Raw genomic sequence first — 25737 nt, 5'->3', positions numbered from 1 at the left:
AACCCAGAAACCGCACGTCATCAGGAGTATTTAAGTGGGAGTGAGGAAAAGTGAAAACACTTCTCGGTACCAAACTTGGTATGACCCAGCTCTTGGCTGAAGACGGCAAAGCCATTCCGGTAACGCTGATCCAGGCCGGCCCTGTCACCGTGACTCAGGTGAAGACCGTCGAAACCGACGGTTACAATGCGGTACAGGTCGCTTATGGAGAGGGTAAGAACCTGAGCAAGGCCGTGGCTGGACACGTCAAGCCAGCCCAAGTGACCCCGAAGCATATTCGGGAATTCCGCGTCGACGAGATCCCTGAAGGTCTCAAAGTTGGCGATGAAATCAACGTTTCCGCGTTCGAAGTCGGCGATTCTGTCGATGCGACCGGAACCAGTAAAGGTAAAGGTTTCGCTGGAACCATTAAACGCCACAACTTTAAGCGTCACCGCAAGACGCACGGTGGTAAAGGTAATACTCGTAAGCCAGGTTCAATTGGCTCGATGTATCCACAAAAAGTGTTCAAGGGTAAGACGATGGCTGGCCACATGGGCCACGAGCGCGTTACCGTCAAGAACCTGGAAGTGGCATATGTTGATCCAGAGACCAATCTGATCGGGGTGAAGGGCGCTGTCCCTGGGCCACGAAAAGGGCTGATTATTTTAGGAGGTAACAAGTAATGGCTGAATCAACCAAACTTCCTAAAGACATTTTTGCTGTTGAAGTGCCAAACCACGAACTGTTGAAATTGGCATACGACAGCTACCTCGCCAACGCTCGTTTGGCAAGCGCAACCACTAAGCAGCGCGGTGAAGTTTCCGGTGGTGGTAAAAAGCCATGGAAGCAAAAGGGAACTGGTCGAGCACGTTTCGGTTCAATCCGTAACCCAATCTGGCGAGGCGGTGGTGTGGTCTTTGGCCCACGCGGCAACGAAAACTACACCAAAAAATTGTCTAAAACCGCCAAGAAAGTGGCAATTCGCCAAGCCTTGACGGTAGCCAATGAAGCGAAGAAGATTGTCGTCAAAGATATCAAGACGACTGGCAAGACCAAAGAAGTCGCAACCTTCTTGGCTGACAACAAGTTTGAGCGCCGCGTGCTGATCGTCGTGGACGAAAAGACGCCAGAATTGATGCGCGCGACAAACAACATTCAGAACGTATTGGTAATTCGCGCGAGCTACCTCAGCGTCTACCACATCCTGAATGCGGATACTATTGTCATGACCCCGAAAGCTCTGCCAGTAATCACTGAGTGGCTGAGTAAGGAGGAAGCGTAATATGAAACAGATGACAATTATCCCACGCATTAGCGAGAAAGCCTATGCACAGAGCGCCAACGGCGTGTACGTGTTCCGCGTTCCGCTCAACCTGAATAAAAACGAGATCAAAGCAGCAGTTGAAGCGCAATTTGACGTTACTGTTCTGAAGGTGAAAACCTTGGTACAAGACGGCAAGGCTGTGCGTTTCTCACGAGGCAAAAACCGCTATCCTGGCACAACCACACGCAAGGATTGGAAGAAGGCTTACGTGACGCTGAAAGATGGCGATAAGCTCGATGTGTTTGACGCAGTAGAGCAGCAGATGGAGGAGACCAAGTAATGCCAGTGAAAGCTTACAATCCAACCACTCCTGCTCGTCGCGGCATGACGAGCCAGGATTTGTCGGATATCACGACAAGAAAACCGCTCAAAAGTCTGATCAAAGCCAAAAAGCAAAATGCCGGCCGCAACAACCAAGGCCGCATCACCGTGCGTCATCGCGGCGGTGGCGTTCGCCGTCACTACCGTTTGGTGAACCACAATTTGCCGGCTGGATTGACTCTGACGGTTGAAGAAATTGAGTACGATCCAAACCGCTCAGCCCGCATCGCTCGAGTGAAAGATCAGTACAATTTGTACCACTACGTGTTGGCCGACACCTCAATGGTCAAGGGCAAGACGATTCAGACTGGCGAGGAGGCGCCAATTGATGCCTCAAACCGCCTGCCATTGTCTGCTATCCCTGTTGGTACGATGATTTATGCTATTGAACTGACTGCCGGCAAAGGTGCGCAAATGGTTCGCGCCGCTGGCGCCAAAGCTCAGTTGATGGCCAAAGAGGGCAATTACGCAACTATCAAATTGCCATCCGGTGAAGTTCGCAAAGTTCGCTTGGAAGCAACCGCTGCCATCGGTACAGTCGGTAACGTCCAGCACCAGAACGTCAAGATCGGTTCAGCCGGCCGCCGCCGCCGCAAGGGTATTCGCCCAACGGTTCGCGGTGTCGTCATGAACGCCGCAGATCACCCACATGGTGGTGGTGACGGTGGTCGCCACGGTACTGGTAAAGCACCACGTACGCCATGGGGTCAATTGACGCTGGGTTATCGAACTCGCCGCCGCAAAGGCTCAAATAAATTAATCGTACGCACGCGTCACGACGCGAAGAGGAAGAGGTAAATCACGATGAGTCGTTCATTAAAGAAAGGTCCATTCGTCGATGTGAAGCTTGCGAAAAAAGTCGCTGCTCTCAGCCTTGACGATCGAACCGTTATTAAAACGTGGGCGCGCGCTTCGACCATCACCCCAGAAATGGTCGGTCGAACCATCGCCGTCTACAATGGTAAGATGCACGTGCCAGTGCTGATTACCGAAAACATGGTTGGCCACAAACTCGGTGAGTTTAGTCCAACTCGTAAGTTCCGTAAGCACGGCGGAAAGGATAAGAAGTAATCATGGCTGATACAACTTATACTGTTCGCGCTTACGCCAAAGGTGTTGACCAAACACCACGCAAAGTTAGCTTGGTGGCTGCACTAGTACGCGGCCGCACTGTCGCTGACGCATTGGTTATCTTGGAACACGTGCCAAAACGTGCTGCTTTGCCAGTCAAAAAGGCTATCGACAGCGCCAAGGCAAACGCCATCAACAACCACGGTTTGGACGCCAAGAGTCTGGTGATCACTACCCTGAGCGTTACTACTGGTACACGCCTACGCCGCTTTAAGCCAGCGTCACGCGGCCGTGCCTTACCATTCCAGAAAAAGACTTCAAACATTTTGGTTGAAGTAACTGGCACCGAGAAGCCAAAGAAAGCGCCTGCGAAGAAACCAGAGACCAAGGCCAAAACAGAGACCAAACCTGCCAAGCCTGCAGCGAAAAAAGCCGCCGAAACCACGGCAAAAAAGGAGGAGAAGTAAATGGGTCAAAAAGTGAATCCAATCAACTTCCGCCTACAAGTTCACAAGAACTGGAGCTCTCGTTGGTTTACGGCCAATAAGAAAGAGTTTGCGGAGGCAATTCGCCAGGATCACGAAATCCGCGAATTGATTGAGAAGAAATTTGCCTCACGCCCAACCATCAATCGCATTGAGATTGAGCGGAGTGCCAACTTGATCACGGTAACCATTCACACGGCGAAAGCTGGTGTGGTGATCGGCCGTGGTGGTGCTGGCGTGAATGAATTGAAAAAGCAAGTTGAGAAGATTGTCGGTCAGGCGGTTCGCATCAACATCGAAGAAGTGCGCCGACCGGAACTAGCAGCTAAATTGGTGGCTGAGAACATCGCCCGCCAGTTGGAGCGCCGCATCAACTTCCGCCGCGCAACCAAAATGACTGCACAAAACACCATGAGTGCTGGTGCCAAAGGTATCCGCATCGAGGTAGCTGGTCGTTTGAACGGTGCTGAAATGGCACGCCGCGAAAAGGTGATCGAAGGCTCTGTGCCACTACACACTCTTCGCGCTGATATCGACTTCCACTGCGCTCGCGCCCAGACACCAGCTGGTATTATCGGCGTGAAAGTGTGGATTTATAAGGGAGAAAGGAGTCGCTAAATGCTGTTACCGAAAAAGACTAAATATCGCAAAGTGCGCATCGGTAAAAACCGTGGTAATGCAACCCGTGGTAATTACATCGCGTTCGGCGACTTTGCACTGCAATCACAATCAAACGAGCGCATCAACTCCCGCCAAATCGAGTCTGCTCGTCAGGCAATGACCCGCTACATCAAGCGTGGTGGTAAGATTTGGATCCGAATTTTCCCACACACCCCAGTTACTCGCAAACCACTTGGTTTGAAGATGGGTGGTGGTAAGGGTAATCCAGAGTTCTTTGTTGCCAAGGTAAAGGCCGGCACGGTGATGTTTGAAATGCAGGGCGTTTCAGAGGAAGTCGCTCGTGAGGCGATGCGCCTGGCTAGCCACAAACTACCAGTCAAATGTAAGTTCATCAAGCGGGAGGACGCATAATGGCTGAGACAAAGAAAACCGCAAAAGCCGCAGTTGTAAAGACGGTTGATGATTTGAAGAAGGAAGTCGCCGAAAAGCGAAATGACCTGCTTCAAGCAAAACGTTCTCACGCTGCTGGCGAATTAGTTAATCCAAAAGCGCTGCGTTCACTCCGTAAGGACATCGCGCGCCTGCTGACACAAATTAACGAAAAGGAGAGCAAGTAATGGCCCGACGAACATTGATTGGCGTCGTAACGAGTGCCAAGCGCGACAAGACCATCACTGTGACGGTCACCAGCCGCGAAACGCATCCGCTCTACGGCAAACAGTACACCGTGACTCGCAAGTACACTGCTCATGATGAGACCAATGAGGCAGGCGAAGGCGACAAGGTGCAAATCGAAGAGACTCGCCCAATTTCCAAGACCAAGAGCTTTACGCTGGTCAAGGTGATCGAAAAGTCTCGCGGTTCTATCAAACTAAAGGCTGAAGTTTCTGGCGAAGCTGAGGAAGAGGCTAAGGAGGACAACAAATGATCCAACAAGAATCTCGCCTCAAGGTAGCTGACAACTCGGGTGCCAAAGAAGTATTGTGTATCCGCGTTCTCGGTGGTACCCGCCGCCGCTACGCTCGCGTCGGTGACGTGATCGTCTGTTCAGTCAAGGACGCCAGTCCAACCGGCAATGTCAAAAAGAAATCTGTCGTCAAAGCTGTGGTAGTTCGCACCCGCGACCAAATCCACCGCAAAGACGGCTCGACCATTTGTTTTGACGACAACGCCGTGGTGATTATCAACGATGACAAGCAGCCAAAGGCTACCCGCGTCTTCGGTCCAGTACCACGCGAACTTCGCGACATGGGCTACATGAAGATCATCAGCTTGGCTCCGGAGGTACTCTAATGGCTCGTATTCACAAAGATGACACCGTAAAAATCATTGCTGGTAAAAACAAAGGTACGACCGGTAAAGTCCTAAAAGTTAACACCAAAGACCAGACCGTTTTGGTCGAAGGTGTTGGTGTCGGACACCGCCACGTCAAGCCAAGCCAGTACAATCCAAAAGGCGGCAAGAAAGATATCCACGTACCGATGGATATCAGTAAAGTCGCACTGGTTGTCGACGAAAAGTCAGGCAAAACCAGCCGGGTTGGTTTAGTAAAGAACGCTGACGGCGGCAAAACTCGCGTCGCTCGCCAAGCAAAAAATAAGGAGATCAAATAATGGCAGAGAAGAAAACCGTCGTGCCAGCTCCTCGCTTGAAAGCCTTGTACCAGGAGAAATACCTAAAGGAACTGCAAGCCGAACTAGATCTAAAGAACGTGCACCAAGTGCCAGCTTTGGAAAAGATCATCGTGAGCGTTGGCACCGGCAAAAAGAAAGATGACAAGCGTCATTTTGAAATTGTCAAAAACACTGTTGAGAAAATCACCGGTCAGGCACCAGTTGCCCGCCAAGCAAAGAAGTCAATCGCTGGCTTTAGCATCCGTAAAGGCATGGGCGCGCCAATCGGTGTGAGCGTCACGCTGCGCGGCAGCAGGATGTACGAGTTCATGGATCGTTTGATCAATGTAGCGCTCCCACGCGTCCGCGACTTCCACGGCGTCGGCCTGAAGTTCGACAAGGGTGGTAACTACAACCTGGGTATCATCGAGCAGTCAATCTTCCCAGAACTGACGTTCGAGGAAACACAGATTTTGCACGGCTTGCAGGTAACATTTGTCATCAAGAACGGTAACAAAGAAGCTTCAAAAGCCTTGCTCGAGAAATTTGGCATGCCGTTTGAGAAGAAAGGAGGCGTCAGGTAATGGCTAAGAAATCAATGGTCGCTCGCGACAAAAAGCGTCTGAAGATGATCGCAAAATACGCTGCAAAGCGCGCTGAGCTCAAAGAACTTGGCGACCTCGACGGTTTGCAGAAACTGCCTCGCAACTCAAGCCCAACCCGGCACAAGAACCGCGACAGCATTTCCGGCCGTCCACGCGGCTACATGCGCCAGTTTGGTCTGAGCCGCATCAATTTCCGCGAAAAAGCAGCCAAGGGCGAAATCCCAGGCATAACAAAGAGTAGTTGGTAAGAAGGAAAGGAGATTCGACAATGTCTATGCAAACTACAGACCCAATCGCCGACCTTCTGACTCGCATTCGCAATGCGAAACTGGTTGGCAAGACGGAAGTTCGTGTTCCGTCCAGCAAGATGAAAAAGTCATCGCTGAACAATTAGTCAAAAACGGCTACCTTGCAGATGTTAAACTAGAGGACGCTAAGCCTCGCGGTGTGCTGGTCGTTACCATCAACGAAGAGGGTACCAACAGCACCATCAACGAGATCACCCGTGTCTCAAAGCCAGGTCGTCGTGTTTACGTCGGCTCGGCAGAGATTCCAAAGGTGAAAAGCGGCCGCGGTTTGGTGCTCATCTCAACTTCAAAAGGTGTCATGACTGGCGCCGAGGCAGCCAAGGCAAAACTTGGTGGTGAGTTGCTGTTGAAGGTGTATTAAGCCTTACGCGAATCAAATAAACGTCCTCATTGCAGGGCGTTTATTTTTATCTGCTATACTGTAAGACATATGCGTAGCTTCCTCCATATGACAAAAACATCAGACCAAGCAGAAATAACTGTTAAAGATGTTTTCATTGTTGATTTTTTGCCCTTCTTGTTGTCTATCGTCGTTATGATGCCCCTACTGTATGGAGTGGGTTGGCTTATTGGCAGTGCTGACCCTAGGCAGGGAGTCCCCAGTTATTATATTCAGGTACTGTTCGCGGAAAATCCTCTCGTTGAGTTGATCATGGTCGCCGCCACCTGTTTTATTGCTGTTGGACAAAAGCCACAGGCACGCTTCTGGTCGACAATGGGAGTAGCTACATTCATCGCTCTAGTTGATGCATCAAACTTTCTTTGGCATATTGATGTTAGTGGCTATTTAAGTATCTTCGCTGGCATTCTTTTAATGATCTCTGGCTGGCGGCTATGGGATTATTACGAAGTACGTAAAATCTACGATATGAAAGAGCCGTATTTGACCAAAGCCGCCCTAGTAACATATATTACTCTCGGCATCTTGGCGATTATTCTACTCATCCCGTACGGTAGCTAGGCAGAGCGCTCAAAAAACCTTGCATTTCACCCCTAATCTATGCTAAAATACCAGGGTTAATATCAAATCACACGAAAGGTGAGTAATGAGTCTGAGTCGAATCGGAAAACTGCCGGTGGTTATTCCGGCCGGTGTGACAATCACGGTTGACTCTGGTGACGTGGTCGTAAAGGGCCCGAAAGGTGAATTGACACAATTCATCACGCCAGCAGTTGAGGTGAAAGTCGAAGACGGACAAGTCACGGTTCATCCGAAGGATGAGTCCAAAACTGCTCGCGCCCAGCACGGTCTGATGCGCGCGCTGATCAACAACATGGTAATCGGCGTTACCAAAGGCTACGAGAAGCGTCTCGAGGTCAATGGTGTCGGGTTCCGCGTGAGTTCCAGCAACAACGAACTGGAAATGGCGCTCGGGTTTTCACACCCAGTCAAATACAAAGCCCCAGAGGGCATCACCGTTACCAACGAAAAGATGACCATCATCGTTAGCGGTATCAATAAACAGCAAGTCGGCCAAGTCGCTGCGGAAATCCGTGCGCTGAAGAAGCCTGAGCCATACAAGGGCAAGGGTATCAAGTATGCTGACGAGCAAATTTTGCGCAAAGCAGGAAAGACAGGTAAGTAATCATGGCTGAAAACAAGAAATTACTCAACCAAGCTCTTCGCAAAAACCGCGTTCGCGCGAAAGTTTCAGGCACTGCAGAGCGCCCACGCCTAACCGTCACCATCAGCAACATGCACGTTAGCGCTCAGCTGATCGACGACGTCGCAGGCAAAACATTGGCTGCCGCAACCACCGTTGGCACCAAAGCAAAAGGTACGATGAGCGAAAAATGTGCTGCCATCGGTACTGAAATTGCTAAGAAAGCAAAGAAAAGTAAAATTAGCGCAGTGGTCTTTGACCGCAACGGCCGCCAGTACGCTAGTCGCTTGAAGGCATTGGCTGATGCTGCGCGCCAAGAAGGATTGGAGTTCTAGTATGGCAGAACAAGCTGCAAATACTACCCCACGCGCAGAAGGCCGCCGGCCTCGCAGTCCGCGTGGTGGTCGCCGCGATGACCGGCGAAATGTGCGTGATGACGCACCAAAGGAGTTTGAAGAATTGGTAATCAACATTGACCGCGTGAGCCGCGTGGTCAAAGGTGGCCGCCGCTTCCGCTTTAAGGCGTTGGTGGTTGTCGGCAACCGCAAAGATAAGGTTGGTGTTGGTGTGGCTAAGGGTGCCGACGTGCAAGCTGCTGTCGCTAAGGCAACCTCAGTTGCTAAGAAACACTTGATCACTTTGCCACTCAACGGCGAGACTATTCCACACGACAGCGAAGTCAAGTTCTCAGGCGCCCGCGTGCTGATCAAGCCAGCCGCTCCTGGTACCGGTATCATCGCTGGTGGTGTGGTGCGACAAATCATCGGCGTGACCGGTGTTCGCAACCTATTGACCAAGTCACTTGGTTCAACCAACAAGGTGAACATCGCTTACGCAACCATTGAAGCATTGAAATCACTGGTTCCACGCGAGGAGTGGCTCAATGCTCAGCCAGTCAAAAAAGCTGCTAAAAAGGAGGCTAAGTAATGAAATACAACGATCTCCAAGTTTCAGCAAACAAAAATAAAAAGCGCGTTGGTCGCGGTATCGCCGCTGGTCAGGGTAAAACCGCTGGTCGCGGTACCAAGGGTCAGAACGCTCGCACTGGTAAAAAGCTTCGCGCCATGTTCCAGGGTGGTCAGCGCCCACTGGCTCAGGCTGTACCAAAAGCTCGCGGCTTCAAGAGCTTGCGCACGCCAGCTCAGGTAGTCTACCTTGATCACTTGAACGCTTTTGACGGCAAAACCGTCGACAACGCATTGCTATTTACCGAAGGCTACATCGCCACACCGTTCCACACGGTTAAGGTGATCGCTCGCGGTGAATTGAAAGCCAAGGTTGACTTGAAGGTGCAAGCTGCTTCCGCTTCAGTCGTCAAAGCGATTGAAAAAGCTGGCGGCTCGTTCGAAAAAGTTCCGACACCTTTGCGTAAAAGCGCAAAAGACATCGAGTCTGACGAAAAATAAGACCTATCTAGTCTTGTGATCAACAAAAACGCCTCGCTAGCCCGGGGCGTTTTGCTTTGCTGGTATTTTTAGGTTCAACACTGGTATTTAGCCAGATACTCCTGTATACTGGTTAGAGAATTCTATATATTGAAATGACAGAGGGGAAAGTAAACGTATGATTAGCTGGAAGACCATTTGGCGGTCATTGAAAAATAGAGATATGCAAAAGCGCTTGTCGATTGTCATCGGCATTATTGTCGTGTACCGATTACTCGCGCACATTCCAGTGCCATTGGCTGAGCCAACACAGTTGCGCCAAGCCATCAGCTCCGCATTAGGAAGCACAGACTTGGGAGGATTCCTGAATCTTCTGTCCGGCGGTGCTTTGGCGAGCTTTTCTTTGGTATTGGTTGGTTTGAGCCCATTCATTACCGCCAGCATCATCATCCAGCTGCTGACAAAAGCTATTCCAAAACTAAAGGAACTCCACGACGACGGCGAAACTGGACGCCGTAAAATTCAGCAATGGACACGTCGCATTACCGTTCCACTGGCTATCGTCCAATCAATTGCTTTCATCTTCATCTTGCGCCAGACCATCTTGGCTGGCGGATCAACCGTCTTGAGCGATCCAACCATCATGGAATGGACAGTCTCAGTTGTCGCCATGACCGCTGGATCAGTCTTATTGATGTGGCTAGGTGAGCTCATCACCGAGCAGGGAGTAGGCAATGGTATCTCGCTGTTGATTTTCGCAGGAATCGTCAGCCAGTTACCACAGATGCTAGCCACTGTCATCCGTTCGCTCTTTGACACCTCAAACGGCTCATTGAGCGTATTTGGCTGGTTCCAATTGCCGGTCAGCCCGACCATGTTCTGGGTGGTATTCTTCCTCTTACTCATGATGTTAATTGTCCTGTACTTCCTCGTGAAGATCAACGAAGCACAGCGCGTCATTACCATCAACTACGCCAAGCGCGTCCACGGCAATAGCAATTACGGCGGCATCAAAAGCATCCTGCCAGTCAAACTAATCGCCGCTGGTGTGATCCCGGTCATTTTCGCCGTGGCTTTCCTGAGCTTGCCACAGTTCATCGGTCAAATCATGAAAGCCTCTGGTAACGAAGGACTACAATCCCTCGCCAACACCTTGATCACCTGGTTCCAAGCACCAAACCCAGGCAGTTTTACCGGCAGCACCGCTGAAGCCTTCATCTATCCTGTTCTGTACTTCATCCTGGTCATTGCTTTCACATACTTCTACACTGGCTTTAGCTTTGACGCCACCGAAATCTCTGAAGGCTTACAGAAACAGGGCGGCTTCATTGAGGGCATTCGCCCAGGCAAGCAAACCGAGGAATACCTCCGCCGCACCGTCAACCGTTTGGTCTTGTTCGGTTCATTAGCACTTGGCGTGGTCGCTATCTTGCCGTTCGTCGCTGAATATCTGATCTATCACATTACTGGATTGACCGGCACTCGCTTGTCAATCGGTGGTACGGGTATCTTAATTATCGTATCCGTAGCGCTAGAGTCTATCCGCCAAATCAGCTCGCGCGCACTGATGGTGACCTACGATGACTTTGATGCCAACGATTTGGGAAGCGATAAACCAAAAAAACGGCGATTGCTCCGCAAAAAATAATACACTAAATCCCCGCACGAAACGGGGATTTTTATTTGGTACAATACCGAGACTAACGTACTCTGTAAGAATAAGTCAGGGGAGCATTCTCTGCAGCGTGACTTTCATTCTGGCAAACCGGTGCGATTTCCTTGCTGATATTATTTTCATCAGTCATTTTACAGCTTGGAACTTCAAACAAATTGAACTGATTTGTTGGTGAAATTGCTTTCCAACCATCGTCTTTCTTTACTGCAAACATCCGCGCGAGCGTGTTGCCACAACCAGAGCCTAATAGTAATTGTTTTTCATCTTGAGAATACGCAATCACGCTGACCGCACCATTGTTATCTTTGCAACCTGATCGCTCATTTTCTTTTTTCAGAAACTCACGAATTTCTTTTACGGACGCGTCGTGCCGAGCGATCGCCTTATTTCCCTCAAAACGAAAGCCCAATGAGCCCAAACTCACGAAGCCGCTGCCAATCTTTTCCGTCACTGTGTATGGTTTGTGTGGTGATTGACAGTTCAATTTCCACACCAAACAACCAACAATCAGCATCAACACTGCTATCACACCAATCAAAACGGGCACCAGCAATTCAACTTGTGATTTTTTTGCTTGAGACTTTGTTTGATTTTTCGTACTTGCCATAAAAATCCTTATGTTAAATTTGATAGCTCAAGTATAGCACATAAATTTATGGAAATATGTTGTGAGATAATACATATGTGACAAGAATATACAAAAAACGATTACTGTTGTAAACTATATAATGTAAAAAGATTACAAACGTAAACATTAAAGGAGGTAAGAATGTGAAAGAAAATTGCAGAATCGATAAAAAACAGCATATAACCGATGCAGAATGGGAAGTAATGCGAGTTGTGTGGGCAAATAGCGAAGTTACGAGCAAGTTTGTGACAGAGGTGCTTTGTGAGAAAATGAACTGGAAACAGGCTACAATAAAGGCGCTGTTGAATCGGCTGCTGAAAAAGAATATTTTGAAAAAGAGGGAAATTGGGAACAAGTATATTTATTCGACAGATTTTACAGAAAAGGAAGTTGCTAACAGTTATATATTAGGAACTTTTGATAAAATTTGTAAAACGAAAGTTGGAGAAATGATAGGGAAAGTTATTGAGAACAGTGAACTGAGTTTTGACGACTTGGATTTGATTTTAAAGGCTGTTGAGGAAAAGAGGAAAACGGCTGTGGAAGAAGTTTTGTGTGATTGTGTGGAGGGGCAGTGTAATTGCGAACATAGCGGACATAAGCATATTTAAGATATAGTGTGCTAAATGAAGGAGGAAAAGATTATGGCAGAAAAAAACTATACAGTAACTGGAATGAGCTGTGCATCTTGTGCCAATGCTGTGGAAAAGGCACTTAATAAAAATAATGATATTAACGCTTCAGTTAATTTTGCAACTGAAAAATTGAATATTGAATATGATGAGAAGAAGTACAATTTTGATAAAATTAGGAAAATAGTGGAGTCGGCTGGGTATGGACTGGCTGAGGATATGACAGAAGATAAAAAGGTGGAACTTTATCAAGAAAAAATAACAAGTTTGAAAAATCGATTAATTTTAGCAGTTATTTTTGTTGTTCCACTTTTGTATATTTCGATGGGGCATATGCTTGGGGCAGTACTTCCTGAATTTTTGAATCCTAAGGTAAATCCGCTTAATTTTGCGTTGGCACAGTTTGTGTTGACTTTGCCTATTATTTATGCTGGGAGAGATTTTTTTCACATGGATTTAAAAATTTAGTAAGAAAATCTCCAACAATGGATTCATTAATTGCTATTGGGTCAACGGCGGCGGTACTCTATGGAATTTACGCAACTTTTGGAATTGTAATTGTAGACCCTGAAGCACATATGGATTTATATTATGAGTCGGCTGGTGCAATTATTACGTTAATCTTGTTTGGAAAACTGCTGGAGGCAAAAACAAAAGGTCAAACTTCATCGGCAATAAAAAAACTTATCAGACTTCAACCTAAAAAGGCTAAAATTATTGAAAATGGAGCGGAAAAGGAAGTTCTGATTGAAAACTTGAAAGTTGGAGATATTGTTATTGTGAAGCCGGGAGAAAAAATTGCGGTGGATGGAAGAATTGTGGAAGGGGCGACTTCTGTTGATGAGTCAATGCTGACAGGAGAAAGTTTGCCAGTAAGCAAAAAAGTTGGAGATAAGGTTGTTGGAGGAAGTATAAATAAAAATGGAAGTATCAGATTTGAGGCGACTGAAATTGGTAAAAATACAGTTTTGTCACAAATTATAAAGCTGGTTGAGGAGGCACAGGGGTCAAAGGCTCCTATTTCTAGAATGGCAGACATTGTGTCGGCATATTTTGTGCCGATTGTTATTGGGATTGCGATAATTACAGGAATTGCTTGGTTTCTAAGTGGAAGTGGATTGGTTACTGCATTGTCGTTTTTCATCGCTGTACTTGTAATTGCGTGTCCGTGTGCATTGGGACTTGCAACACCTACATCAATAATGGTTGGAACTGGAAAAGGGGCTGAAAACGGTATTCTTATAAAAAGCGGGGAAGCTCTTGAAACAGCATACAAAATAAAAACAGTTGTATTTGACAAGACTGGTACGATTACGAAAGGAAAGCCTATACTTACTAATTTGATTGCTTATGGGAAATATAATGAAAATAAATTGTTAAAAATTGCTGCAAGTGTGGAAAATGATTCAGAGCATCCATTGGCAGAAGCAATCGTAAACAAAGCAAAAGAGAAAAATATTGAAATTAAGCCGTATGAAAAATTTAGGGCAATGCCAGGTTACGGTATTCGTGCAACATTTAAAGACAAGGAAGTTCAAATTGGAAATAGAAAATTGATGGAAAATCGAAAAATCAATGTGGAAATTTCTCAAAAAGATTATGATATTTTGTTGAATGAAGGAAAAACGCCAATGTACATTTCGATTGATAACGAATTGGCGGGACTTGTTGCAGTTGCAGACGTTATCAAGGAAACAAGCAAGGAAGCTATAGAAAAACTGAAAAAAATGGGAATCAAGACAGTAATGCTAACTGGAGATAACGAAAAAACTGCCAAATTTATCGCAAAACAAGTGGGAATAGATGATGTAATTTCAGAAGTGCTGCCTTATCAGAAATCTCAAAAAGTAAAGGAACTTCAGGAAAAAGATGAATTTGTTGCAATGGTTGGAGACGGAATTAACGATTCACCAGCACTGGCTCAAGCAAACGTTGGAATTGCGATAGGAAATGGAACGGATGTTGCAATAGAATCCGCTGATATCGTCTTAATTAGAAACGATTTGAGAGATGTTGCGGGTGCAATAGCATTAAGTAAAGCGACAATCACAAATATAAAGGAAAATCTATTTTGGGCATTCTTTTATAACGTACTTGGAATACCATTTGCCGCTGGAATATTTTATGCATTTTTCAATGGACCAAAATTGGATCCGATGATAGCGGCTTTTGCAATGTCATTTAGTTCAGTATCTGTTTTGGGTAATGCTTTAAGATTGAAATTTTTTAAAGTTAAATAGAATTTTAAAAAATAGGTTGAAGTTTACAATATTATAATTTATAAATAGCAATTTACAAACTTGTAGAAATGATATAAAAAAACTTAAAAAGTCTATTCTAAGAAATGTTGTGAGATAATACATATAGCACATAAATTTACGAAAATACCTCTTGCCAAACTGTACCCAGTACGGTATAATTGACAACTGTAACTTATGGCGAGTCAAAAGGAAGTCATCAAAATGATTGGTAAGGTAGTGGAAGCACTGCCTAATACTCAATTTAAGGTGGAACTGGAGAATGGCCATAGTATCATCGCGCACATTTCAGGGCGAATGCGCAAGCACTATATTCGCCTGGTGCCTGGTGATAAGGTTGAAGTTGAGATGACCCCTTACGATCTTACAAAGGGACGAATCAGCTTCCGCCTACGCGACGACCGACCTCACCAAGGTCGCTAGTCAAATATTAACGGTAATCTCGGGTTTACTCGGGAAGGGAGATTTACGCACTTTATGAAAGTTCGTGCAAGTGTTAGAAAAATCAGTCCCGATGACGTACTCGTGCGCCGCGTTGGCCGTAAAAAAGGCAAGCGTATCGCCAGACTGCGCGTCATCAACAAGAAAAAACCTAAGAACAAGCAAAGGCAGGGTTAAGCATGGCTCGAATTGCTGGGGTAGTTATCCCAACAGAGAAGCAGGTGCAAATTGCGCTCACCTATATTTATGGGATTGGGCCAAAGCACGCTTCGAGCATCCTTGCGGCGGCTAAGATTGAGCCGACCACTCGGGTGAAAGATCTCACCGAGGCTGAAGAAAACAAGATTCGCGAAATTATCGACAGCGAATACACCGTCGAAGGTGATCTCCAGCGCTTGGTAACTAATAACATTAAGCGCTTGAAGGATATCAACGCCTATCGCGGTCTTCGCCACAAAGCAGGACTGCCGACACGCGGACAGCGGACTCGTACGAATGCACGAACTCGCAAGGGTCGCGCCATCGCCGTGGGCGGTACACAACCAAAAGCAGCAAGTAAGACCTAAAGAAAGGACTAAGAAATGGCAGACGCAAAATCTACCAAGAAAAAGCAGCGCCGATCAGTCCCAGCTGGTCAGCTGCATATTCAAGCAACATTCAACAACACCATTGTTACCTTTTCTGACAAGAAGGGTAACGTGTTGACCGCTTCATCAGCTGGTGCATGTGGTTTCCGTGGTAGCAAAAAAGGCACCGCCTATGCTTCACAGGTTGCTGCTGAAAAAGCTGCTGAAGCTGCGAAAACGCAGTATGGTTTGAAATCAGTTGACGTTTTCGTCAAAGGTGTCGGTTTGGGCCGTGACGCAGCTATTCGTGCGGTTGGCGCTTTCGACATCTCAGTAGAAAGCATTAAGGACGTAACTGGCGTGCCTCACGGCGGTGTTCGTCCACGAAAGGCACGGAGGGCATAATTATGGCACGAGATAATTCACCGATTGTCAAGCAAAGCCGCCGCGAAGGTTATGCGCTTCATCCAAAAGCACATAAAGTTTTGGCACGAAAATCTGGCATTCCAGGTCAGCACGCACACAGCCGACACAACAAACCAAGCTTGTACGCCACACAGCTACGCGAAAAGCAAAAAGTTCGCCGGCTGTACGGTTTGGTTGAAAAGCAATTTGCTCGACTGATGGACGAGGCAACACGCGCCCAAGAAGGTCTGGCAGGCGAGAACCTGTTGAAATTGTTGGAACGCCGCCTGGACAACGTTGTGTACCGTGCTGGTTTTGCAACCAGCCGCCGCGCTGCTCGCCAGCTAGTCGGACACGGTCACTTCTTGTTGAACGGTCGCCGTGTCGATATTCCATCAATTCGCGTCAAAGCAGGTGATGTCATTGAAGTGCGTCCAAAGAGTACCAAGTCGGTATACTTTACACACATCGACGACGTTGTCAGCAACTCAATTCAAGGTCCGCTCAGCTGGATGAAGAGTGATGTCAAGAAATTGAAGATTGAGATCACTGGACAGCCAAAGCGTGAAGAAGCAGAAGCTGATATCAACGAGCAATTAATTGTTGAGTATTACTCACGATAAAAGAAGGGTTAGGGAAAATTATGGCAAAAGCAATTTATAATCCAGCTCTGGCAAGCATCGAAGATGTTTCTGACACCAGTGCAACCTTTCTGATTGAACCACTCCACTCAGGCTACGGCAACACGTTGGGTAACTCAATGCGCCGCGTCTTGCTCTCCAGCATCCGTGGTGGCGCAATCGTCGCTTTCCGCATCGAAGGTGCGACACATGAGTTCACCACCGTTGAGGGCATCAAAGAAGATGTCGTTGACATCATGCTGAACTTGAAGGGTGTGCGACTCCGCGTTCACACTGACGAGCCAGTTGAGTTGCGTCTGGAGAAAACTGGTGGTGTTATCACCGCTGGCGATATCCAAGCAAATGGCGAAGTAGAAGTTGTTAACCCAGACCACATCATCGCTACCATTGATGATCCAAAGAAAACGGTCATCATGGACTTGGTAGCAGAGGCTGGTCGCGGTTACCAGACAATTGAGGACTCAAGCGAATCACGCCTACACTCAGACATGATCGCTCTGGACGCAGTCTTCACTCCAGTTTTGCGCGTACGCTACAAGGTTGATCCAACTCGTGTTGGCGACGAAACTAACTTGGACAAATTGACCATGACAATTGAAACTGACGGCACCATGACGCCACGCGAGGCGTTTGAAGAGGCTGCAGCTATCTTGGTCAACCAATACACAGCCTTGGCTGGCAGCACCACTGTTGTGAGCGCACCTGCGCTTGGTACAACCACTGAAGACAGTGAAGCTGAATTGGATACATCCATCGAAGAATTAAACCTAAGCGCCCGCACGACGAACGCGCTGATTAACAATGAAATCCGCACGATTCGCGACCTGGTGACTTTGACCGAGCAAGATTTGCGAGAATTGAAAGGCTTTGGTTCAAAGGCGCTGGATGAAGTACGCGACAAGATGGCGGAGTTGGAGTTTTAACTATGCATAGACACGGATATCAAGGGCGCAAGTTCGGCCGTGAGCGTGATCAACGGCGAGCCTTGCTGAGGGGCTTGGCAACCAGCCTGGTTGAGCACGGCAAAATCGAAACCACCTTGCCGAAAGCCAAAGAGCTGAAGCGCCACATTGAAAAAATTATCACCAAGGCGAAGAAGGGCGATTTGGCAAGCCGCCGCCAGGTGATCGCAGCACTCAGCACCCGCGCTGCTGCTTATAAACTCGTTGATGAAATTGCCCCACAACTCGGCGGCCGCACCAGCGGACACGTTCGCGTTGAACGAACACGCCTGCGTGTTGGCGACGGCGCGCAAATGGCAATCATCGAGTTTGTCGACGACATCAAACCAATGCCAAAGAAGGAGAAATAAGATGAAGACGTATTCACAAAAACCATCTGAAGTTTCTCGCCGCTGGGTATTGTTTGACGCGAGCGAATTGCCACTGGGACGCTTGGCAACCGAAATTGCCAAACATCTGACCGGTAAATATAAGCCAACTTATACACCACACATTGATGGTGGCGACTACGTCGTAGTTATCAACGCTGCAAACACCGTCGTTACTGGCTACAAGGAAACTGACAAGTACTACTACCGTCACAGTGGTTTCCCAGGCGGCATCAAAGAAACGCAGTTCAAAGAGATGCGTGAACGCCACCCAGAACGAATTATTGAAGAAGCTGTCAAAGGCATGCTGCCAAAGAACAAATTGCAAGCAGAACGCCTCAAGCGTCTGCGCGTATTTGCTGGCAGCGAGCATGCTCACACAGCACAAACCCCAGAGAAAGTTGAGGTAAAGTAATATGGCTACTGATACCTATTTCTACGGCTTGGGACGACGCAAAAGTGCTTCAGCAAGTGTTCGCTTGCTTCCTGGCAAGGGTACCATCACCATCAACGGCAAAGCAGCCGCTGAGTACTTGGATGGCAACAAAACTTTGCTAGCCGAAGTGACCGACCCACTAGCTGTCGTCAGCAAGCAAAAGGAATACGACGTTACCATCTTGGTCAAAGGTGGTGGCCTCGCTGGTCAAGTTGACGCCATCAAGCTTGGCATTGCCAAAGCATTGACGGCTGCTCACGCTGACCTGCGTCCAGTCCTGAAGAAGGCTGAGCTGCTCAAGCGTGACCCACGCGAGAAAGAGCGCAAGAAATACGGTCTACGTTCTGCCCGCAAGCGCGAACAATTCTCCAAGCGTTAAACAGAGGAGAGACCAATTCTCGAAAATACTCCGTCATGTACAGGCGGGGTATTTTCATAGTATACTGATATAATGTTCGACCGACTTATCCATCGCTGGCTGCGTGTCCCGTATAAACTATACGTTCATGATTTTCAAAGACCGAAACATCCTCTCGCTACAGTGGTCTTGATCCATGGCATCGGGAGCTCATCGGCGATGTGGCAGCGAGTCGTAGGGCGCCGTAGGATTAATAAAACGACTCGCGTACTGGCGGTTGACCTACTCGGTTTTGGCAATTCGCCGCGACCGCACTGGAAGACCTATGATGTTAAGACACAGGTCGATTCACTAGTCGCAACCTTGGCACAGCAGAAAGTCGACGGACGAATCATCTTGGTTGGCCATAGCTTAGGGGCACTCGTGGCGGTGCACACTGCCCGATATTATCCTTCATTGATCGATTCGCTCATCCTGTGCAGCCCACCGCTGTATCACCAACAGGGCAAGGATCGCCTGGCTGAACGCCAACTGCGTGCACTGTACCAAAAAATTATCGATAAACCAGCGCTCGGCAAGGTGATTGCTAGTGATTTTGCCAAGAAATATAAATTATTCAACCCTGGCTTTCTCGTCGATGAGTCAAACTTGCAAATTTTCCTCGACACCTTAGACGCAGCCATCATCAACCAAAAAGCACTGACGGAAATTGCCGAATTGACGATGCCAGTTGAAATATTTTACGGGCAATTTGACCCAGTCATTATCAATAAGAACCTACGAAAATTAGCAAAACAAAAGCACATCGCTGTCACTAAAATATTAGCAAGTCATGAGATCGACAAACGCTATGGCCAAGTTGTTGCTCAAGCGATCAATCGGCACGCCATCGGAGACGACTATGGCCAAGCGTAAAGATCCAGCCCAGGAGCGCCAGAGAAAACGTGAGCTCTGGATCAATCGCACGATGCAGTGGAGCGGCCTGTCTCGCGCCGAGGTCAAGACGATGCTGGCACAAACGCGCACCCAGAGCTTTCGGCTCAATCCGCTGGTCGATGGGGAAGTCGCCCCTGAACTGCTGAGCCGCCAGGTTGCATGGTGTCCAGACGGCTACGAAATTATCCCGGAGTACCTCGCTGATTATCAGCAGCTAGCTGACAGTGGCCACGGCTACATTCAGAATGCCGCCAGCTGGCTACCAGTGTTAGCACTTGCACCTGCGGCGGGTGAACGCGTCCTCGACCTGTGCGCTGCGCCCGGCGGTAAATCCAGCCACATACAAGCCCTAGCCAGTGGTCAAGCCGATCTGGTCTGTAATGACAATTCCAAGCCGCGCCTGATGAAGCTCCAGACGAACCTCAAACGCCTCAATGTTTCAGCCGAATATATGCTAGCTGATGCTAGAAATCTCTCCCGCCGTCAGCTTGAAGCATTTGATAAAATCCTGCTTGACGCTCCGTGTTCTGGCGAAGGTTTAATGAGCCTGAACGCCAGCGATGCTCCGTTGTTTGACAGCTGGTCGGTGGCGCATATCCGGAGACTGAGTGATCTGCAAAAGCGCCTCATCCTCGAGGCTTGGCGGCTGCTAAAACCTGGCGGCACGCTTGTTTACAGTACCTGTACCATGGCGCCAGAAGAGAACGAAGCGGTCGTCGACTGGCTACTGCGTCGTCAGCCTGACGCTCGCCTTGTGCCAACCGACATCGCACCACTATCAAATCGCGTTCCCGCCGTCCAGTCCTGGAACGACCGTGACCTGACGCATGACCTAGGCGGGTGCTTACGTCTGATGCCAGGCACCTTGACCGAGGCGTTTTTTGTGGCTACATTTCGTAAAACACCTTACGTCGAATAAGTGATATAATAGACCCATGAGTAAACCCGTCATCCTCACTGGCGTACGCGCCAACAACGATATTCACATTGGCAATTATTTTGGTGCCATTTTGCCGATTGTCGATATGGCGAAGCGCCGCTCGGCTGATTTTGATATCAATCTGTTCATCCCCGATCTACACAGCTTCACCACGCCAATTGACCACAGTAAATTGTATGACAGCATTCGCAGCAACGCCCGGATTTACACGGCCGCCGGACTGCCGCTGGACAACCAGGCGATTCATCTGTACCGCCAAAGCCGCATTCCGGCGCACAGCGAGCTGGCGTGGATTTTGGACTGTTTCACTGGGTTTGGCGAGATGAGCCGGATGACGCAGTTTAAGGATAAATCGCGCAAATTTATTGATAGTAAAATGTCTGAAGATGAATTGACCAATGAGCAAAAGGCATGGGACACAATACACACAAATGTCTCCGTCGGTCTCTTCAACTACCCAGTCCTAATGGCGGCCGACATCTTACTCTACAGCGCCAGCTACGTACCAGTTGGCGACGACCAGACGCAGCACCTGGAATTTACCCGCGACATTGCCGAGCGGATGAACCGCAAATTTGGCGATCTGTTCGTCGTACCCAAACCAGTTGCCCAGCAGCATCAATTCTTCGGCAACGACCAGGGCCTGAGGATCAAAGACCTGGTGAACCCGACCAAAAAGATGAGCAAATCCGACGACAGCGGCAAAGGTGTCATTTTCCTTGGCGACGAGCCACAGGCAGCACACAAAAAAATCATGAGCGCCACCACCGATTCACTGGGTAAGGTGCAATACGACCGTGAAAACCAACCGGGAATTTCCAATCTGCTGGAGATCTTGACGCTGGTGCGCCAAGACGCCGGAAAAGACGTCAGCTTGGAGCAGACCATCAGCCAGTACACCGGCATGGAACGCTATGGTGATTTCAAGCGAATCGTGGCTGATGAAGTGGCGGAATTCTTGGCAAATTTTCAAGCGCGCCTGGCGGCAGTTGACGAGCAGGCAATTGAGGACAAACTGGAATCCAGCGAGCGCGATATGAACCTCGTCGCTAACGAAACCTTGCACCGTGTCCAGACAGCCGTGGGGCTACGGAGATAGGAACGCTCGCGTGAAAATCTCACCGCGCACCATCCTCAAGATCGCCAGATTGTACCAACTGGCAGACGACAACACGCCCGTCAAGGCCTTGCGCCACCCGAAGGTTCAGACGGACGAGTCGCACATCGTAGCGGAGTTTATTTTGAATAAGCAGCATTTCGCCGTGCTCTACGGCTCAATCATCGACGAAGAATCAATTGACGAATTATGGCCTGGTAGGTCCGCCAATGCTGAGATGTTGCCAAACCCGCTTGATCCGAGCTTCACCGAGACGCCATTTCAGGGTAAGTTTGTCATAATGTTTCGAATTGTACCGACCAAGCAGCGCCTAGACATCCACTTGTCCACGACATTTGACCCGTCGATTTCGCGCAGCCTCTGGCAAAAGTACATCAAAGCCGGTTACATTTCGGTCAACCAACGCGTGGTGACGGCGCCAAAGTTCGAGGTCGACGAGACCGACGAGATCGCCGTCAAGCTGCCAGAGCAGGAGCAGGCCAGTGCGGAGCTACCAGTGTTGTACGAAGACGATGACGTAATGGTGGTGAATAAACCCAGCGGCCTCCTGACGCACGCCAAAGGTGGACTATCAACCGAGCCAACCGTGGCGGAAATTATTCGTCCCAAAACCTCATTTGCCTCCGACACCGACCGGCCGGGCATCGTCCATCGGCTTGACCGCGACACCTCGGGCGTACTCGTCATCGCGAAAACCGCTGACACTGCCGCCCATCTACAACGACAATTCGCCCAGCGCACCGCTAAAAAAACCTACCTCGCAGTAACCGACGGCGTACCGAAACTAGCCGCCGCGAAGATTGACCTACCGATTGGCCGCAACCCGTCCACACCCAGTACCTTCCGCGTTGACCCGAACGGCAAGCCCGCCCAAACGACCTACCGCGTACTGGCGGCAACTGACGATCAGGCACTGATTGAACTTAAACCCACCACCGGCCGCACCCATCAGCTACGCGTCCATATGGCGCACCTAAACACGCCAATTCTCGGCGACCGCGTTTACGGCAAACCCAATGCCAGCCGCCTGATGCTCCACGCCCACCAACTGGAAATCACGCTGCCGTCTGGTGAGCGAAGAATCTTTGAGGCAGCCATCCCCAGCGTATTCACTGAACTATTTCCTGAGTACGCCAACAACATAGAAGAACCGAGTGACCAATGAGCCAGACGCCTCTCATCTCCACTAATGACCAAGCCACGGTGGAGCAATTAACAGACCGTTTACCACAATCACTAATGATTATTGCCGAACCTGGCCTGGACGGAGTAGGAACTGCTCACTACTTGGCAAACCACCGCCAATCAGAGGTCCTCACTGTCAACCCACTGCCACAAAAAAGCACCATCTCAACCGAACAGATCCGCGACCTGACGGCCATGCTGCGCACTCATAGTTCCGTCCGCCGCGTGGTCATCATCAACCCAGCCAACGCCATGACCGAGTCCGCACAAAACGCATTGCTCAAAACATTGGAAGAGCCAAATCCTAACACTCATTTTCTCTTGATCACCACCGCCGACACAGAACTCCTCCCAACCATCCAGTCCCGCTGCCAGCAGCTGACACTCCACCGCACCACCGCCAGCCAAGACGCCAAGCTACTAGAAAATACCACCCTGACGCCCCAAGAAAAGCGCCAAATACTATTCCTGGCGGCCGGTCTGCCGCTACTCATCACCGAACTGGGCCACGACGCCACGAAACTGGCAGAGCGCCAAGCCATCGCCGCTGACGCCAAGCATATTCTGGAGCATCCCAGCTCATACTCAGCCATAAAATGCGCCATGCACTACACCGACCGCACCAAAGCCCTCCAACTCATCGACATCCTGCTACGCTTCATCCATTTCCAACTGAAACACGCCGCCCAGCCACCAGCCATACACCAATCGCTGCAAAAAGTACTGGAAGCAGAGAAGTCTCTCATGGCAAATGGCAATACGCGCCTCGCTTTATTAAAAATTGTGCTATAATTAAGCAGATATGATAAGTTTGATATTCATTTTAGCAATTATCATTTGGACGATCACCTACAAACCTTCCGAAGAAAATTCTGCAGATTTTCCAGCCAAGATTTCTGAAAAGCTCGATCAATTGTGGGCTATTGCGCAAGAATCCATTCGCGACAACAAATATCTCAGGGCAGAGAAAGCACTGCTGACAATTTTGCGTGTCGACGAGAAGAACGCCACCGCCTACAACCGTTTGGGTATTCTGTACGCCAAGCAGCAGGCCTACAAAGATGCCATTGAGTGCTTTGAGATCGCCCAGAGCTTGGAACCGAGCGCTTCCAGTCTGCACAACGTTGGTTTGATTTATTACGAAACAAAGAATTATCCCAAAGCAGCGCTAGCCTTCGAGCAAGCTCTGGAGATGGAGGACGATTTGGCGGCGCGCTACATCGCCTACGCCAAAGTCCAAGAAAAAATGGGCAATGGTAAAAAGATGATCGCTGCGCTGGAAAAAGCAGTCGAACTTGACCCAATTCCACAGACATTGACTGTTCTGGCCGAGGCTTACGACAACAACGGACAAGCAGAGCTGGCCTCTGGACTACGCAAAAAAGCTGCTGCCATGCTGGTTCCAGACAGCCAAGGCACCGTACCGCGTCAGCGCCGTCAGCCCAAACAGCCCAAAAAGTTGGTAATGTAGTTGCTTAGCCTATTTTTTTTTGCTATAATCACAGCAGTGCCGCTTTAGCTCAGCTGGCTAGAGCAACGGTTTTGTAAACCGTAGGTCCTCGGTTCGAGCCCGAGAAGCGGCTCCAAACGCACGCCGGAATCGTGTAGTGGCAATCACAGGAGACTGTAAATCTCCCGCCGTAAGGCTTCGTAGGTTCGAGTCCTACTTCCGGTACCAATCAAACACCGGCTCATCACGAGGCGGTTTTTGATTGCCCATAATTCCGTCAAGCAAGCCTCTGTCCATTGACTAAACATAATATACATGCTATAATCCAATTATGTTCTTATTATTCAAACAATTCTTAACCGAATGGAATAGCAACAAAAACCAGCGTACCAAACTACAACAGGCGTATTTCTTGATTATCATCTCGCTGGCAGTCGTAGCAGGCTTTCTGTCTCTGTTAAACAGCGACTTCGGACGCGTACTCATGATCATCGCTGCCTTTACCGCCGTCGTATACATCTTCAACGGCGTTGCCTGGGCGCTGCTGGATGCATTCATCGCACCAATCCTGCCAAAGCACGAAGCCAAAAAGACAGCCAAACGAAGCAAAAAATAAGGCTTATCCTATCCACTGCAAATCAAAAAGGTCGCTTACGCAGCGGCCTTTTCTGCAAAATCTATTCTGGAGCCACGATCGGGGCTTGAACCCGAGACCTCATCCTTACCATGGATGCGCTCTACCAACTGAGCTATCGCGGCGTCATGCTCACAGCTGATTATACCAAATTATCCCCTCGGTGAAAAGCATTTGTTATAATAACTATCAGGAGGAATTATGGCTCAATTTAGTTTCGATATAGAAAGCACATTTAACAAACCAGAGATGAATAATGTTCATCAATTGGTGGTGCGGGAAATCGCCAACCGCTTTGATTTTAAGGGGACGCCAGCCGATGTCGAGTGGCTGCCAGACAAAAAAGGATTCAAGGTCATTGGTGCAGACGAATTTCAAGTGCAATCAATCATTGACATGATTGGCCGGCAGCTCGCCAAACGCAATATGACCAGCAAGGTGCTTGACCTTGGCGGGGCGCACAATGCCGCCAATATGCGTGCCTGGCAAGATGTACCGTTCAAAGACGGCCTCAGCCAAGAAAACGCCAAAAAGATCACTAAACTCCTGAAAGAAGCACACCCTAAGGTCAAAACTCAGATTCAAGGCGACAGCGTGCGCTGCACCTCAAACAGCAAAGACGAGTTGCAATCCGTCATGGCGACGCTCAATCAAGCAGATTTTGATTTTCCATTGAGCTTTGGTAACTATCGGTAACCGCCCGACCATCCAAAGCTTGATTACCTAACATGAATCCGCGCCGGTTCTATGGCGCGGATTTTATCGTAGTTATTTGTTATTTGCGGA

39 protein-coding genes, 3 tRNA genes and 2 pseudogenes are annotated in these 25737 nt (G+C 48.8%); 42 read left to right on the top strand and 2 right to left on the bottom strand.

Annotated elements, in window-relative coordinates:
- Window positions 1–50: 50 nt before the first annotated feature.
- The 21 genes and pseudogenes from rplC to secY all read left to right on the top strand — a co-directional run bounded on the left by rplC (window position 51) and on the right by secY (window position 10967).
- On the top strand, window positions 51–665 hold the full coding sequence (gene rplC, locus FBF37_RS02000; protein ID WP_039327420.1) for a 50S ribosomal protein L3: 615 nt from the start codon (window positions 51–53) through the stop codon (window positions 663–665).
- Entirely contained in the window at window positions 665–1264 is a 600-nt protein-coding gene (rplD, locus tag FBF37_RS01995) for a 50S ribosomal protein L4 (protein ID WP_138078983.1), read from the top strand. Before rplC ends, rplD begins: the two co-directional genes overlap by 1 nt.
- A 1-nt stretch (window position 1265) precedes the next feature.
- Window positions 1266–1586, top strand: coding sequence for a 50S ribosomal protein L23 (locus FBF37_RS01990; protein ID WP_138078981.1), 321 nt, complete (start codon window positions 1266–1268; stop codon window positions 1584–1586).
- Entirely contained in the window at window positions 1586–2425 is an 840-nt protein-coding gene (gene rplB, locus FBF37_RS01985) for a 50S ribosomal protein L2 (protein WP_138078979.1), read from the top strand. The genes FBF37_RS01990 and rplB overlap by 1 nt, the downstream gene beginning before the upstream one ends.
- A gap of 6 nt (window positions 2426–2431) precedes the next feature.
- On the top strand, window positions 2432–2698 hold the full coding sequence (gene rpsS / locus FBF37_RS01980) for a 30S ribosomal protein S19 (RefSeq protein WP_138076977.1): 267 nt from the start codon (window positions 2432–2434) through the stop codon (window positions 2696–2698).
- Window positions 2699–2700: 2 nt separating this feature from the next.
- Window positions 2701–3165 (top strand): 50S ribosomal protein L22, encoded by a 465-nt coding sequence (gene rplV / locus FBF37_RS01975; protein ID WP_138078977.1) that lies wholly within the window; start codon window positions 2701–2703, stop codon window positions 3163–3165.
- Window positions 3166–3801 (top strand): 30S ribosomal protein S3, encoded by a 636-nt coding sequence (rpsC, locus tag FBF37_RS01970; protein WP_039327413.1) that lies wholly within the window; start codon window positions 3166–3168, stop codon window positions 3799–3801. It abuts the gene before it with no gap.
- The gene (rplP, locus tag FBF37_RS01965) at window positions 3802–4215 is read left to right on the top strand and encodes a 50S ribosomal protein L16 (protein WP_138078974.1); all 414 of its coding nucleotides are present in this window, start codon (window positions 3802–3804) and stop codon (window positions 4213–4215) included.
- Window positions 4215–4421 carry a 50S ribosomal protein L29 gene (rpmC, locus tag FBF37_RS01960; RefSeq protein WP_138078972.1) on the top strand — a complete coding sequence of 69 codons (207 nt, stop codon included), beginning with the start codon at window positions 4215–4217 and terminating at the stop codon, window positions 4419–4421. Before rplP ends, rpmC begins: the two co-directional genes overlap by 1 nt.
- Entirely contained in the window at window positions 4421–4732 is a 312-nt protein-coding gene (gene rpsQ, locus FBF37_RS01955; RefSeq protein ID WP_138078970.1) for a 30S ribosomal protein S17, read from the top strand. Before rpmC ends, rpsQ begins: the two co-directional genes overlap by 1 nt.
- Window positions 4729–5097 (top strand): 50S ribosomal protein L14, encoded by a 369-nt coding sequence (gene rplN / locus FBF37_RS01950; RefSeq protein WP_138078968.1) that lies wholly within the window; start codon window positions 4729–4731, stop codon window positions 5095–5097. Before rpsQ ends, rplN begins: the two co-directional genes overlap by 4 nt.
- Window positions 5097–5417: a 50S ribosomal protein L24 gene (gene rplX, locus FBF37_RS01945; protein ID WP_039327403.1), complete on the top strand. Its 321-nt coding sequence runs from the start codon at window positions 5097–5099 to the stop codon at window positions 5415–5417. The genes rplN and rplX overlap by 1 nt, the downstream gene beginning before the upstream one ends.
- Window positions 5417–6001, top strand: a complete 585-nt coding sequence (gene rplE, locus FBF37_RS01940; protein ID WP_138078966.1) for a 50S ribosomal protein L5 — start codon at window positions 5417–5419, stop codon at window positions 5999–6001. Before rplX ends, rplE begins: the two co-directional genes overlap by 1 nt.
- A complete protein-coding gene (gene rpsN, locus FBF37_RS01935; protein WP_039327398.1) occupies window positions 6001–6270 on the top strand; it encodes a 30S ribosomal protein S14 in 270 nt (89 codons plus the stop codon). The genes rplE and rpsN overlap by 1 nt, the downstream gene beginning before the upstream one ends.
- Window positions 6271–6290: 20 nt before the next feature.
- A pseudogene (gene rpsH, locus FBF37_RS01930) lies at window positions 6291–6691 on the top strand (30S ribosomal protein S8).
- A gap of 87 nt (window positions 6692–6778) precedes the next feature.
- On the top strand, window positions 6779–7291 hold the full coding sequence (locus tag FBF37_RS01925; RefSeq protein ID WP_138078964.1) for a hypothetical protein: 513 nt from the start codon (window positions 6779–6781) through the stop codon (window positions 7289–7291).
- 91 nt (window positions 7292–7382) lie between these two features.
- A complete protein-coding gene (gene rplF, locus FBF37_RS01920; protein WP_138077895.1) occupies window positions 7383–7916 on the top strand; it encodes a 50S ribosomal protein L6 in 534 nt (177 codons plus the stop codon).
- A 2-nt stretch (window positions 7917–7918) separates the two neighbouring features.
- On the top strand, window positions 7919–8269 hold the full coding sequence (rplR, locus tag FBF37_RS01915; protein WP_138078962.1) for a 50S ribosomal protein L18: 351 nt from the start codon (window positions 7919–7921) through the stop codon (window positions 8267–8269).
- A 1-nt stretch (window position 8270) separates the two neighbouring features.
- Complete coding sequence (gene rpsE / locus FBF37_RS01910) at window positions 8271–8861, top strand: 30S ribosomal protein S5 (RefSeq protein ID WP_138078960.1); 591 nt, start codon at window positions 8271–8273, stop codon at window positions 8859–8861.
- Window positions 8861–9340, top strand: a complete 480-nt coding sequence (gene rplO / locus FBF37_RS01905) for a 50S ribosomal protein L15 (protein ID WP_138078958.1) — start codon at window positions 8861–8863, stop codon at window positions 9338–9340. Before rpsE ends, rplO begins: the two co-directional genes overlap by 1 nt.
- A 157-nt stretch (window positions 9341–9497) precedes the next feature.
- Window positions 9498–10967, top strand: a complete 1470-nt coding sequence (gene secY / locus FBF37_RS01900; protein WP_138078956.1) for a preprotein translocase subunit SecY — start codon at window positions 9498–9500, stop codon at window positions 10965–10967.
- A 52-nt stretch (window positions 10968–11019) separates the two neighbouring features.
- On the opposite strand, the gene FBF37_RS01895 is transcribed toward secY, so the two are convergent.
- Window positions 11020–11601 carry a hypothetical protein gene (locus tag FBF37_RS01895; protein WP_138078954.1) on the bottom strand — a complete coding sequence of 194 codons (582 nt, stop codon included), beginning with the start codon at window positions 11599–11601 and terminating at the stop codon, window positions 11020–11022.
- Window positions 11602–11765: 164 nt separating this feature from the next.
- Here FBF37_RS01895 and FBF37_RS01890 point away from each other — a divergent pair, with 164 nt between their 5' ends.
- The 20 genes and pseudogenes from FBF37_RS01890 to FBF37_RS01795 all read left to right on the top strand — a co-directional run bounded on the left by FBF37_RS01890 (window position 11766) and on the right by FBF37_RS01795 (window position 24933).
- Window positions 11766–12233: a CopY/TcrY family copper transport repressor gene (locus FBF37_RS01890; RefSeq protein WP_138078952.1), complete on the top strand. Its 468-nt coding sequence runs from the start codon at window positions 11766–11768 to the stop codon at window positions 12231–12233.
- Between the two features lie 33 nt (window positions 12234–12266).
- Window positions 12267–14494 (top strand): annotated as a pseudogene (locus tag FBF37_RS01885) (heavy metal translocating P-type ATPase).
- A gap of 195 nt (window positions 14495–14689) precedes the next feature.
- On the top strand, window positions 14690–14935 hold the full coding sequence (infA, locus tag FBF37_RS01880) for a translation initiation factor IF-1 (protein WP_138078950.1): 246 nt from the start codon (window positions 14690–14692) through the stop codon (window positions 14933–14935).
- 54 nt (window positions 14936–14989) lie between these two features.
- Window positions 14990–15130 carry a 50S ribosomal protein L36 gene (locus FBF37_RS01875; protein ID WP_138078948.1) on the top strand — a complete coding sequence of 47 codons (141 nt, stop codon included), beginning with the start codon at window positions 14990–14992 and terminating at the stop codon, window positions 15128–15130.
- 2 nt (window positions 15131–15132) lie between these two features.
- The gene (gene rpsM, locus FBF37_RS01870) at window positions 15133–15519 is read left to right on the top strand and encodes a 30S ribosomal protein S13 (protein WP_039327369.1); all 387 of its coding nucleotides are present in this window, start codon (window positions 15133–15135) and stop codon (window positions 15517–15519) included.
- A gap of 15 nt (window positions 15520–15534) precedes the next feature.
- Window positions 15535–15924 carry a 30S ribosomal protein S11 gene (rpsK, locus tag FBF37_RS01865; RefSeq protein WP_138078946.1) on the top strand — a complete coding sequence of 130 codons (390 nt, stop codon included), beginning with the start codon at window positions 15535–15537 and terminating at the stop codon, window positions 15922–15924.
- A 2-nt stretch (window positions 15925–15926) separates the two neighbouring features.
- Complete coding sequence (gene rpsD, locus FBF37_RS01860; protein ID WP_138078944.1) at window positions 15927–16547, top strand: 30S ribosomal protein S4; 621 nt, start codon at window positions 15927–15929, stop codon at window positions 16545–16547.
- A 20-nt stretch (window positions 16548–16567) separates the two neighbouring features.
- Window positions 16568–17488, top strand: a complete 921-nt coding sequence (locus FBF37_RS01855; RefSeq protein ID WP_138078942.1) for a DNA-directed RNA polymerase subunit alpha — start codon at window positions 16568–16570, stop codon at window positions 17486–17488.
- 2 nt (window positions 17489–17490) lie between these two features.
- On the top strand, window positions 17491–17877 hold the full coding sequence (gene rplQ / locus FBF37_RS01850) for a 50S ribosomal protein L17 (protein ID WP_138078940.1): 387 nt from the start codon (window positions 17491–17493) through the stop codon (window positions 17875–17877).
- Window position 17878: 1 nt separating this feature from the next.
- On the top strand, window positions 17879–18310 hold the full coding sequence (gene rplM, locus FBF37_RS01845; RefSeq protein WP_138078937.1) for a 50S ribosomal protein L13: 432 nt from the start codon (window positions 17879–17881) through the stop codon (window positions 18308–18310).
- Between the two features lies 1 nt (window position 18311).
- Complete coding sequence (gene rpsI, locus FBF37_RS01840) at window positions 18312–18710, top strand: 30S ribosomal protein S9 (RefSeq protein WP_039327349.1); 399 nt, start codon at window positions 18312–18314, stop codon at window positions 18708–18710.
- A 198-nt stretch (window positions 18711–18908) separates the two neighbouring features.
- Window positions 18909–19604, top strand: a complete 696-nt coding sequence (locus tag FBF37_RS01835; RefSeq protein ID WP_236861259.1) for an alpha/beta fold hydrolase — start codon at window positions 18909–18911, stop codon at window positions 19602–19604.
- Complete coding sequence (locus tag FBF37_RS01830) at window positions 19540–20544, top strand: RsmB/NOP family class I SAM-dependent RNA methyltransferase (protein WP_174843584.1); 1005 nt, start codon at window positions 19540–19542, stop codon at window positions 20542–20544. The genes FBF37_RS01835 and FBF37_RS01830 overlap by 65 nt, the downstream gene beginning before the upstream one ends.
- Before the next feature lie 16 nt (window positions 20545–20560).
- Window positions 20561–21664 (top strand): tryptophan--tRNA ligase, encoded by a 1104-nt coding sequence (trpS, locus tag FBF37_RS01825; RefSeq protein ID WP_138078931.1) that lies wholly within the window; start codon window positions 20561–20563, stop codon window positions 21662–21664.
- Between the two features lie 10 nt (window positions 21665–21674).
- Entirely contained in the window at window positions 21675–22847 is a 1173-nt protein-coding gene (locus FBF37_RS01820) for an RluA family pseudouridine synthase (protein WP_138078929.1), read from the top strand.
- On the top strand, window positions 22844–23659 hold the full coding sequence (locus FBF37_RS01815; protein ID WP_138078927.1) for a hypothetical protein: 816 nt from the start codon (window positions 22844–22846) through the stop codon (window positions 23657–23659). Before FBF37_RS01820 ends, FBF37_RS01815 begins: the two co-directional genes overlap by 4 nt.
- Before the next feature lie 10 nt (window positions 23660–23669).
- Window positions 23670–24338 (top strand): tetratricopeptide repeat protein, encoded by a 669-nt coding sequence (locus FBF37_RS01810; protein WP_138078925.1) that lies wholly within the window; start codon window positions 23670–23672, stop codon window positions 24336–24338.
- 38 nt (window positions 24339–24376) lie between these two features.
- Window positions 24377–24453, top strand: a tRNA-Thr gene (locus FBF37_RS01805).
- Between the two features lie 7 nt (window positions 24454–24460).
- Window positions 24461–24545 (top strand) — tRNA-Tyr (locus FBF37_RS01800).
- A 103-nt stretch (window positions 24546–24648) separates the two neighbouring features.
- Window positions 24649–24933, top strand: a complete 285-nt coding sequence (locus tag FBF37_RS01795; protein ID WP_138078923.1) for a hypothetical protein — start codon at window positions 24649–24651, stop codon at window positions 24931–24933.
- Window positions 24934–25000: 67 nt separating this feature from the next.
- Here the strand turns inward: FBF37_RS01795 and FBF37_RS01790 are convergent.
- Window positions 25001–25076, bottom strand: a tRNA-Thr gene (locus tag FBF37_RS01790).
- Between the two features lie 76 nt (window positions 25077–25152).
- On the opposite strand from FBF37_RS01790, the gene FBF37_RS01785 reads away from it, so the two are divergent.
- Window positions 25153–25647 carry a YajQ family cyclic di-GMP-binding protein gene (locus FBF37_RS01785; RefSeq protein WP_138078921.1) on the top strand — a complete coding sequence of 165 codons (495 nt, stop codon included), beginning with the start codon at window positions 25153–25155 and terminating at the stop codon, window positions 25645–25647.
- Window positions 25648–25737: the final 90 nt, after the last annotated feature.

The organism is Candidatus Nanosynbacter featherlites, from assembly GCF_005697565.1.
In the GTDB taxonomy this organism is placed as follows: domain Bacteria; phylum Patescibacteriota; class Saccharimonadia; order Saccharimonadales; family Saccharimonadaceae; genus Nanosynbacter; species Nanosynbacter featherlites.
The sequence above is the reverse complement of the archived record's forward strand: the minus strand, read 5'-3'. Positions and strand labels throughout refer to the sequence as shown.

What these genes read in the sequence shown, in the direction of transcription:
- rplD (WP_138078983.1), top strand. Translation starts at nt 665, where the DNA reads ATGGCTGAATCAACCAAACTTCCTAAAGACATTTTTGCTGTTGAAGTG.
- FBF37_RS01990 (WP_138078981.1), top strand. Translation starts at nt 1,266, where the DNA reads ATGAAACAGATGACAATTATCCCACGCATTAGCGAGAAAGCCTATGCA.
- rplB (WP_138078979.1), top strand. Translation starts at nt 1,586, where the DNA reads ATGCCAGTGAAAGCTTACAATCCAACCACTCCTGCTCGTCGCGGCATG.
- rpsS (WP_138076977.1), top strand. Translation starts at nt 2,432, where the DNA reads ATGAGTCGTTCATTAAAGAAAGGTCCATTCGTCGATGTGAAGCTTGCG.
- rplV (WP_138078977.1), top strand. Translation starts at nt 2,701, where the DNA reads ATGGCTGATACAACTTATACTGTTCGCGCTTACGCCAAAGGTGTTGAC.
- rpsC (WP_039327413.1), top strand. Translation starts at nt 3,166, where the DNA reads ATGGGTCAAAAAGTGAATCCAATCAACTTCCGCCTACAAGTTCACAAG.
- rplP (WP_138078974.1), top strand. Translation starts at nt 3,802, where the DNA reads ATGCTGTTACCGAAAAAGACTAAATATCGCAAAGTGCGCATCGGTAAA.
- rpmC (WP_138078972.1), top strand. Translation starts at nt 4,215, where the DNA reads ATGGCTGAGACAAAGAAAACCGCAAAAGCCGCAGTTGTAAAGACGGTT.
- rpsQ (WP_138078970.1), top strand. Translation starts at nt 4,421, where the DNA reads ATGGCCCGACGAACATTGATTGGCGTCGTAACGAGTGCCAAGCGCGAC.
- rplN (WP_138078968.1), top strand. Translation starts at nt 4,729, where the DNA reads ATGATCCAACAAGAATCTCGCCTCAAGGTAGCTGACAACTCGGGTGCC.
- rplX (WP_039327403.1), top strand. Translation starts at nt 5,097, where the DNA reads ATGGCTCGTATTCACAAAGATGACACCGTAAAAATCATTGCTGGTAAA.
- rplE (WP_138078966.1), top strand. Translation starts at nt 5,417, where the DNA reads ATGGCAGAGAAGAAAACCGTCGTGCCAGCTCCTCGCTTGAAAGCCTTG.
- rpsN (WP_039327398.1), top strand. Translation starts at nt 6,001, where the DNA reads ATGGCTAAGAAATCAATGGTCGCTCGCGACAAAAAGCGTCTGAAGATG.
- FBF37_RS01925 (WP_138078964.1), top strand. Translation starts at nt 6,779, where the DNA reads ATGACAAAAACATCAGACCAAGCAGAAATAACTGTTAAAGATGTTTTC.
- rplR (WP_138078962.1), top strand. Translation starts at nt 7,919, where the DNA reads ATGGCTGAAAACAAGAAATTACTCAACCAAGCTCTTCGCAAAAACCGC.
- rpsE (WP_138078960.1), top strand. Translation starts at nt 8,271, where the DNA reads ATGGCAGAACAAGCTGCAAATACTACCCCACGCGCAGAAGGCCGCCGG.
- rplO (WP_138078958.1), top strand. Translation starts at nt 8,861, where the DNA reads ATGAAATACAACGATCTCCAAGTTTCAGCAAACAAAAATAAAAAGCGC.
- secY (WP_138078956.1), top strand. Translation starts at nt 9,498, where the DNA reads ATGATTAGCTGGAAGACCATTTGGCGGTCATTGAAAAATAGAGATATG.
- FBF37_RS01895 (WP_138078954.1), bottom strand. Translation starts at nt 11,601, where the DNA reads ATGGCAAGTACGAAAAATCAAACAAAGTCTCAAGCAAAAAAATCACAA.
- infA (WP_138078950.1), top strand. Translation starts at nt 14,690, where the DNA reads ATGGCGAGTCAAAAGGAAGTCATCAAAATGATTGGTAAGGTAGTGGAA.
- FBF37_RS01875 (WP_138078948.1), top strand. Translation starts at nt 14,990, where the DNA reads ATGAAAGTTCGTGCAAGTGTTAGAAAAATCAGTCCCGATGACGTACTC.
- rpsM (WP_039327369.1), top strand. Translation starts at nt 15,133, where the DNA reads ATGGCTCGAATTGCTGGGGTAGTTATCCCAACAGAGAAGCAGGTGCAA.
- rpsK (WP_138078946.1), top strand. Translation starts at nt 15,535, where the DNA reads ATGGCAGACGCAAAATCTACCAAGAAAAAGCAGCGCCGATCAGTCCCA.
- rpsD (WP_138078944.1), top strand. Translation starts at nt 15,927, where the DNA reads ATGGCACGAGATAATTCACCGATTGTCAAGCAAAGCCGCCGCGAAGGT.
- FBF37_RS01855 (WP_138078942.1), top strand. Translation starts at nt 16,568, where the DNA reads ATGGCAAAAGCAATTTATAATCCAGCTCTGGCAAGCATCGAAGATGTT.
- rplQ (WP_138078940.1), top strand. Translation starts at nt 17,491, where the DNA reads ATGCATAGACACGGATATCAAGGGCGCAAGTTCGGCCGTGAGCGTGAT.
- rplM (WP_138078937.1), top strand. Translation starts at nt 17,879, where the DNA reads ATGAAGACGTATTCACAAAAACCATCTGAAGTTTCTCGCCGCTGGGTA.
- rpsI (WP_039327349.1), top strand. Translation starts at nt 18,312, where the DNA reads ATGGCTACTGATACCTATTTCTACGGCTTGGGACGACGCAAAAGTGCT.
- FBF37_RS01835 (WP_236861259.1), top strand. Translation starts at nt 18,909, where the DNA reads ATGTGGCAGCGAGTCGTAGGGCGCCGTAGGATTAATAAAACGACTCGC.
- FBF37_RS01830 (WP_174843584.1), top strand. Translation starts at nt 19,540, where the DNA reads ATGGCCAAGTTGTTGCTCAAGCGATCAATCGGCACGCCATCGGAGACG.
- trpS (WP_138078931.1), top strand. Translation starts at nt 20,561, where the DNA reads ATGAGTAAACCCGTCATCCTCACTGGCGTACGCGCCAACAACGATATT.
- FBF37_RS01815 (WP_138078927.1), top strand. Translation starts at nt 22,844, where the DNA reads ATGAGCCAGACGCCTCTCATCTCCACTAATGACCAAGCCACGGTGGAG.
- FBF37_RS01810 (WP_138078925.1), top strand. Translation starts at nt 23,670, where the DNA reads ATGATAAGTTTGATATTCATTTTAGCAATTATCATTTGGACGATCACC.
- FBF37_RS01795 (WP_138078923.1), top strand. Translation starts at nt 24,649, where the DNA reads ATGTTCTTATTATTCAAACAATTCTTAACCGAATGGAATAGCAACAAA.
- FBF37_RS01785 (WP_138078921.1), top strand. Translation starts at nt 25,153, where the DNA reads ATGGCTCAATTTAGTTTCGATATAGAAAGCACATTTAACAAACCAGAG.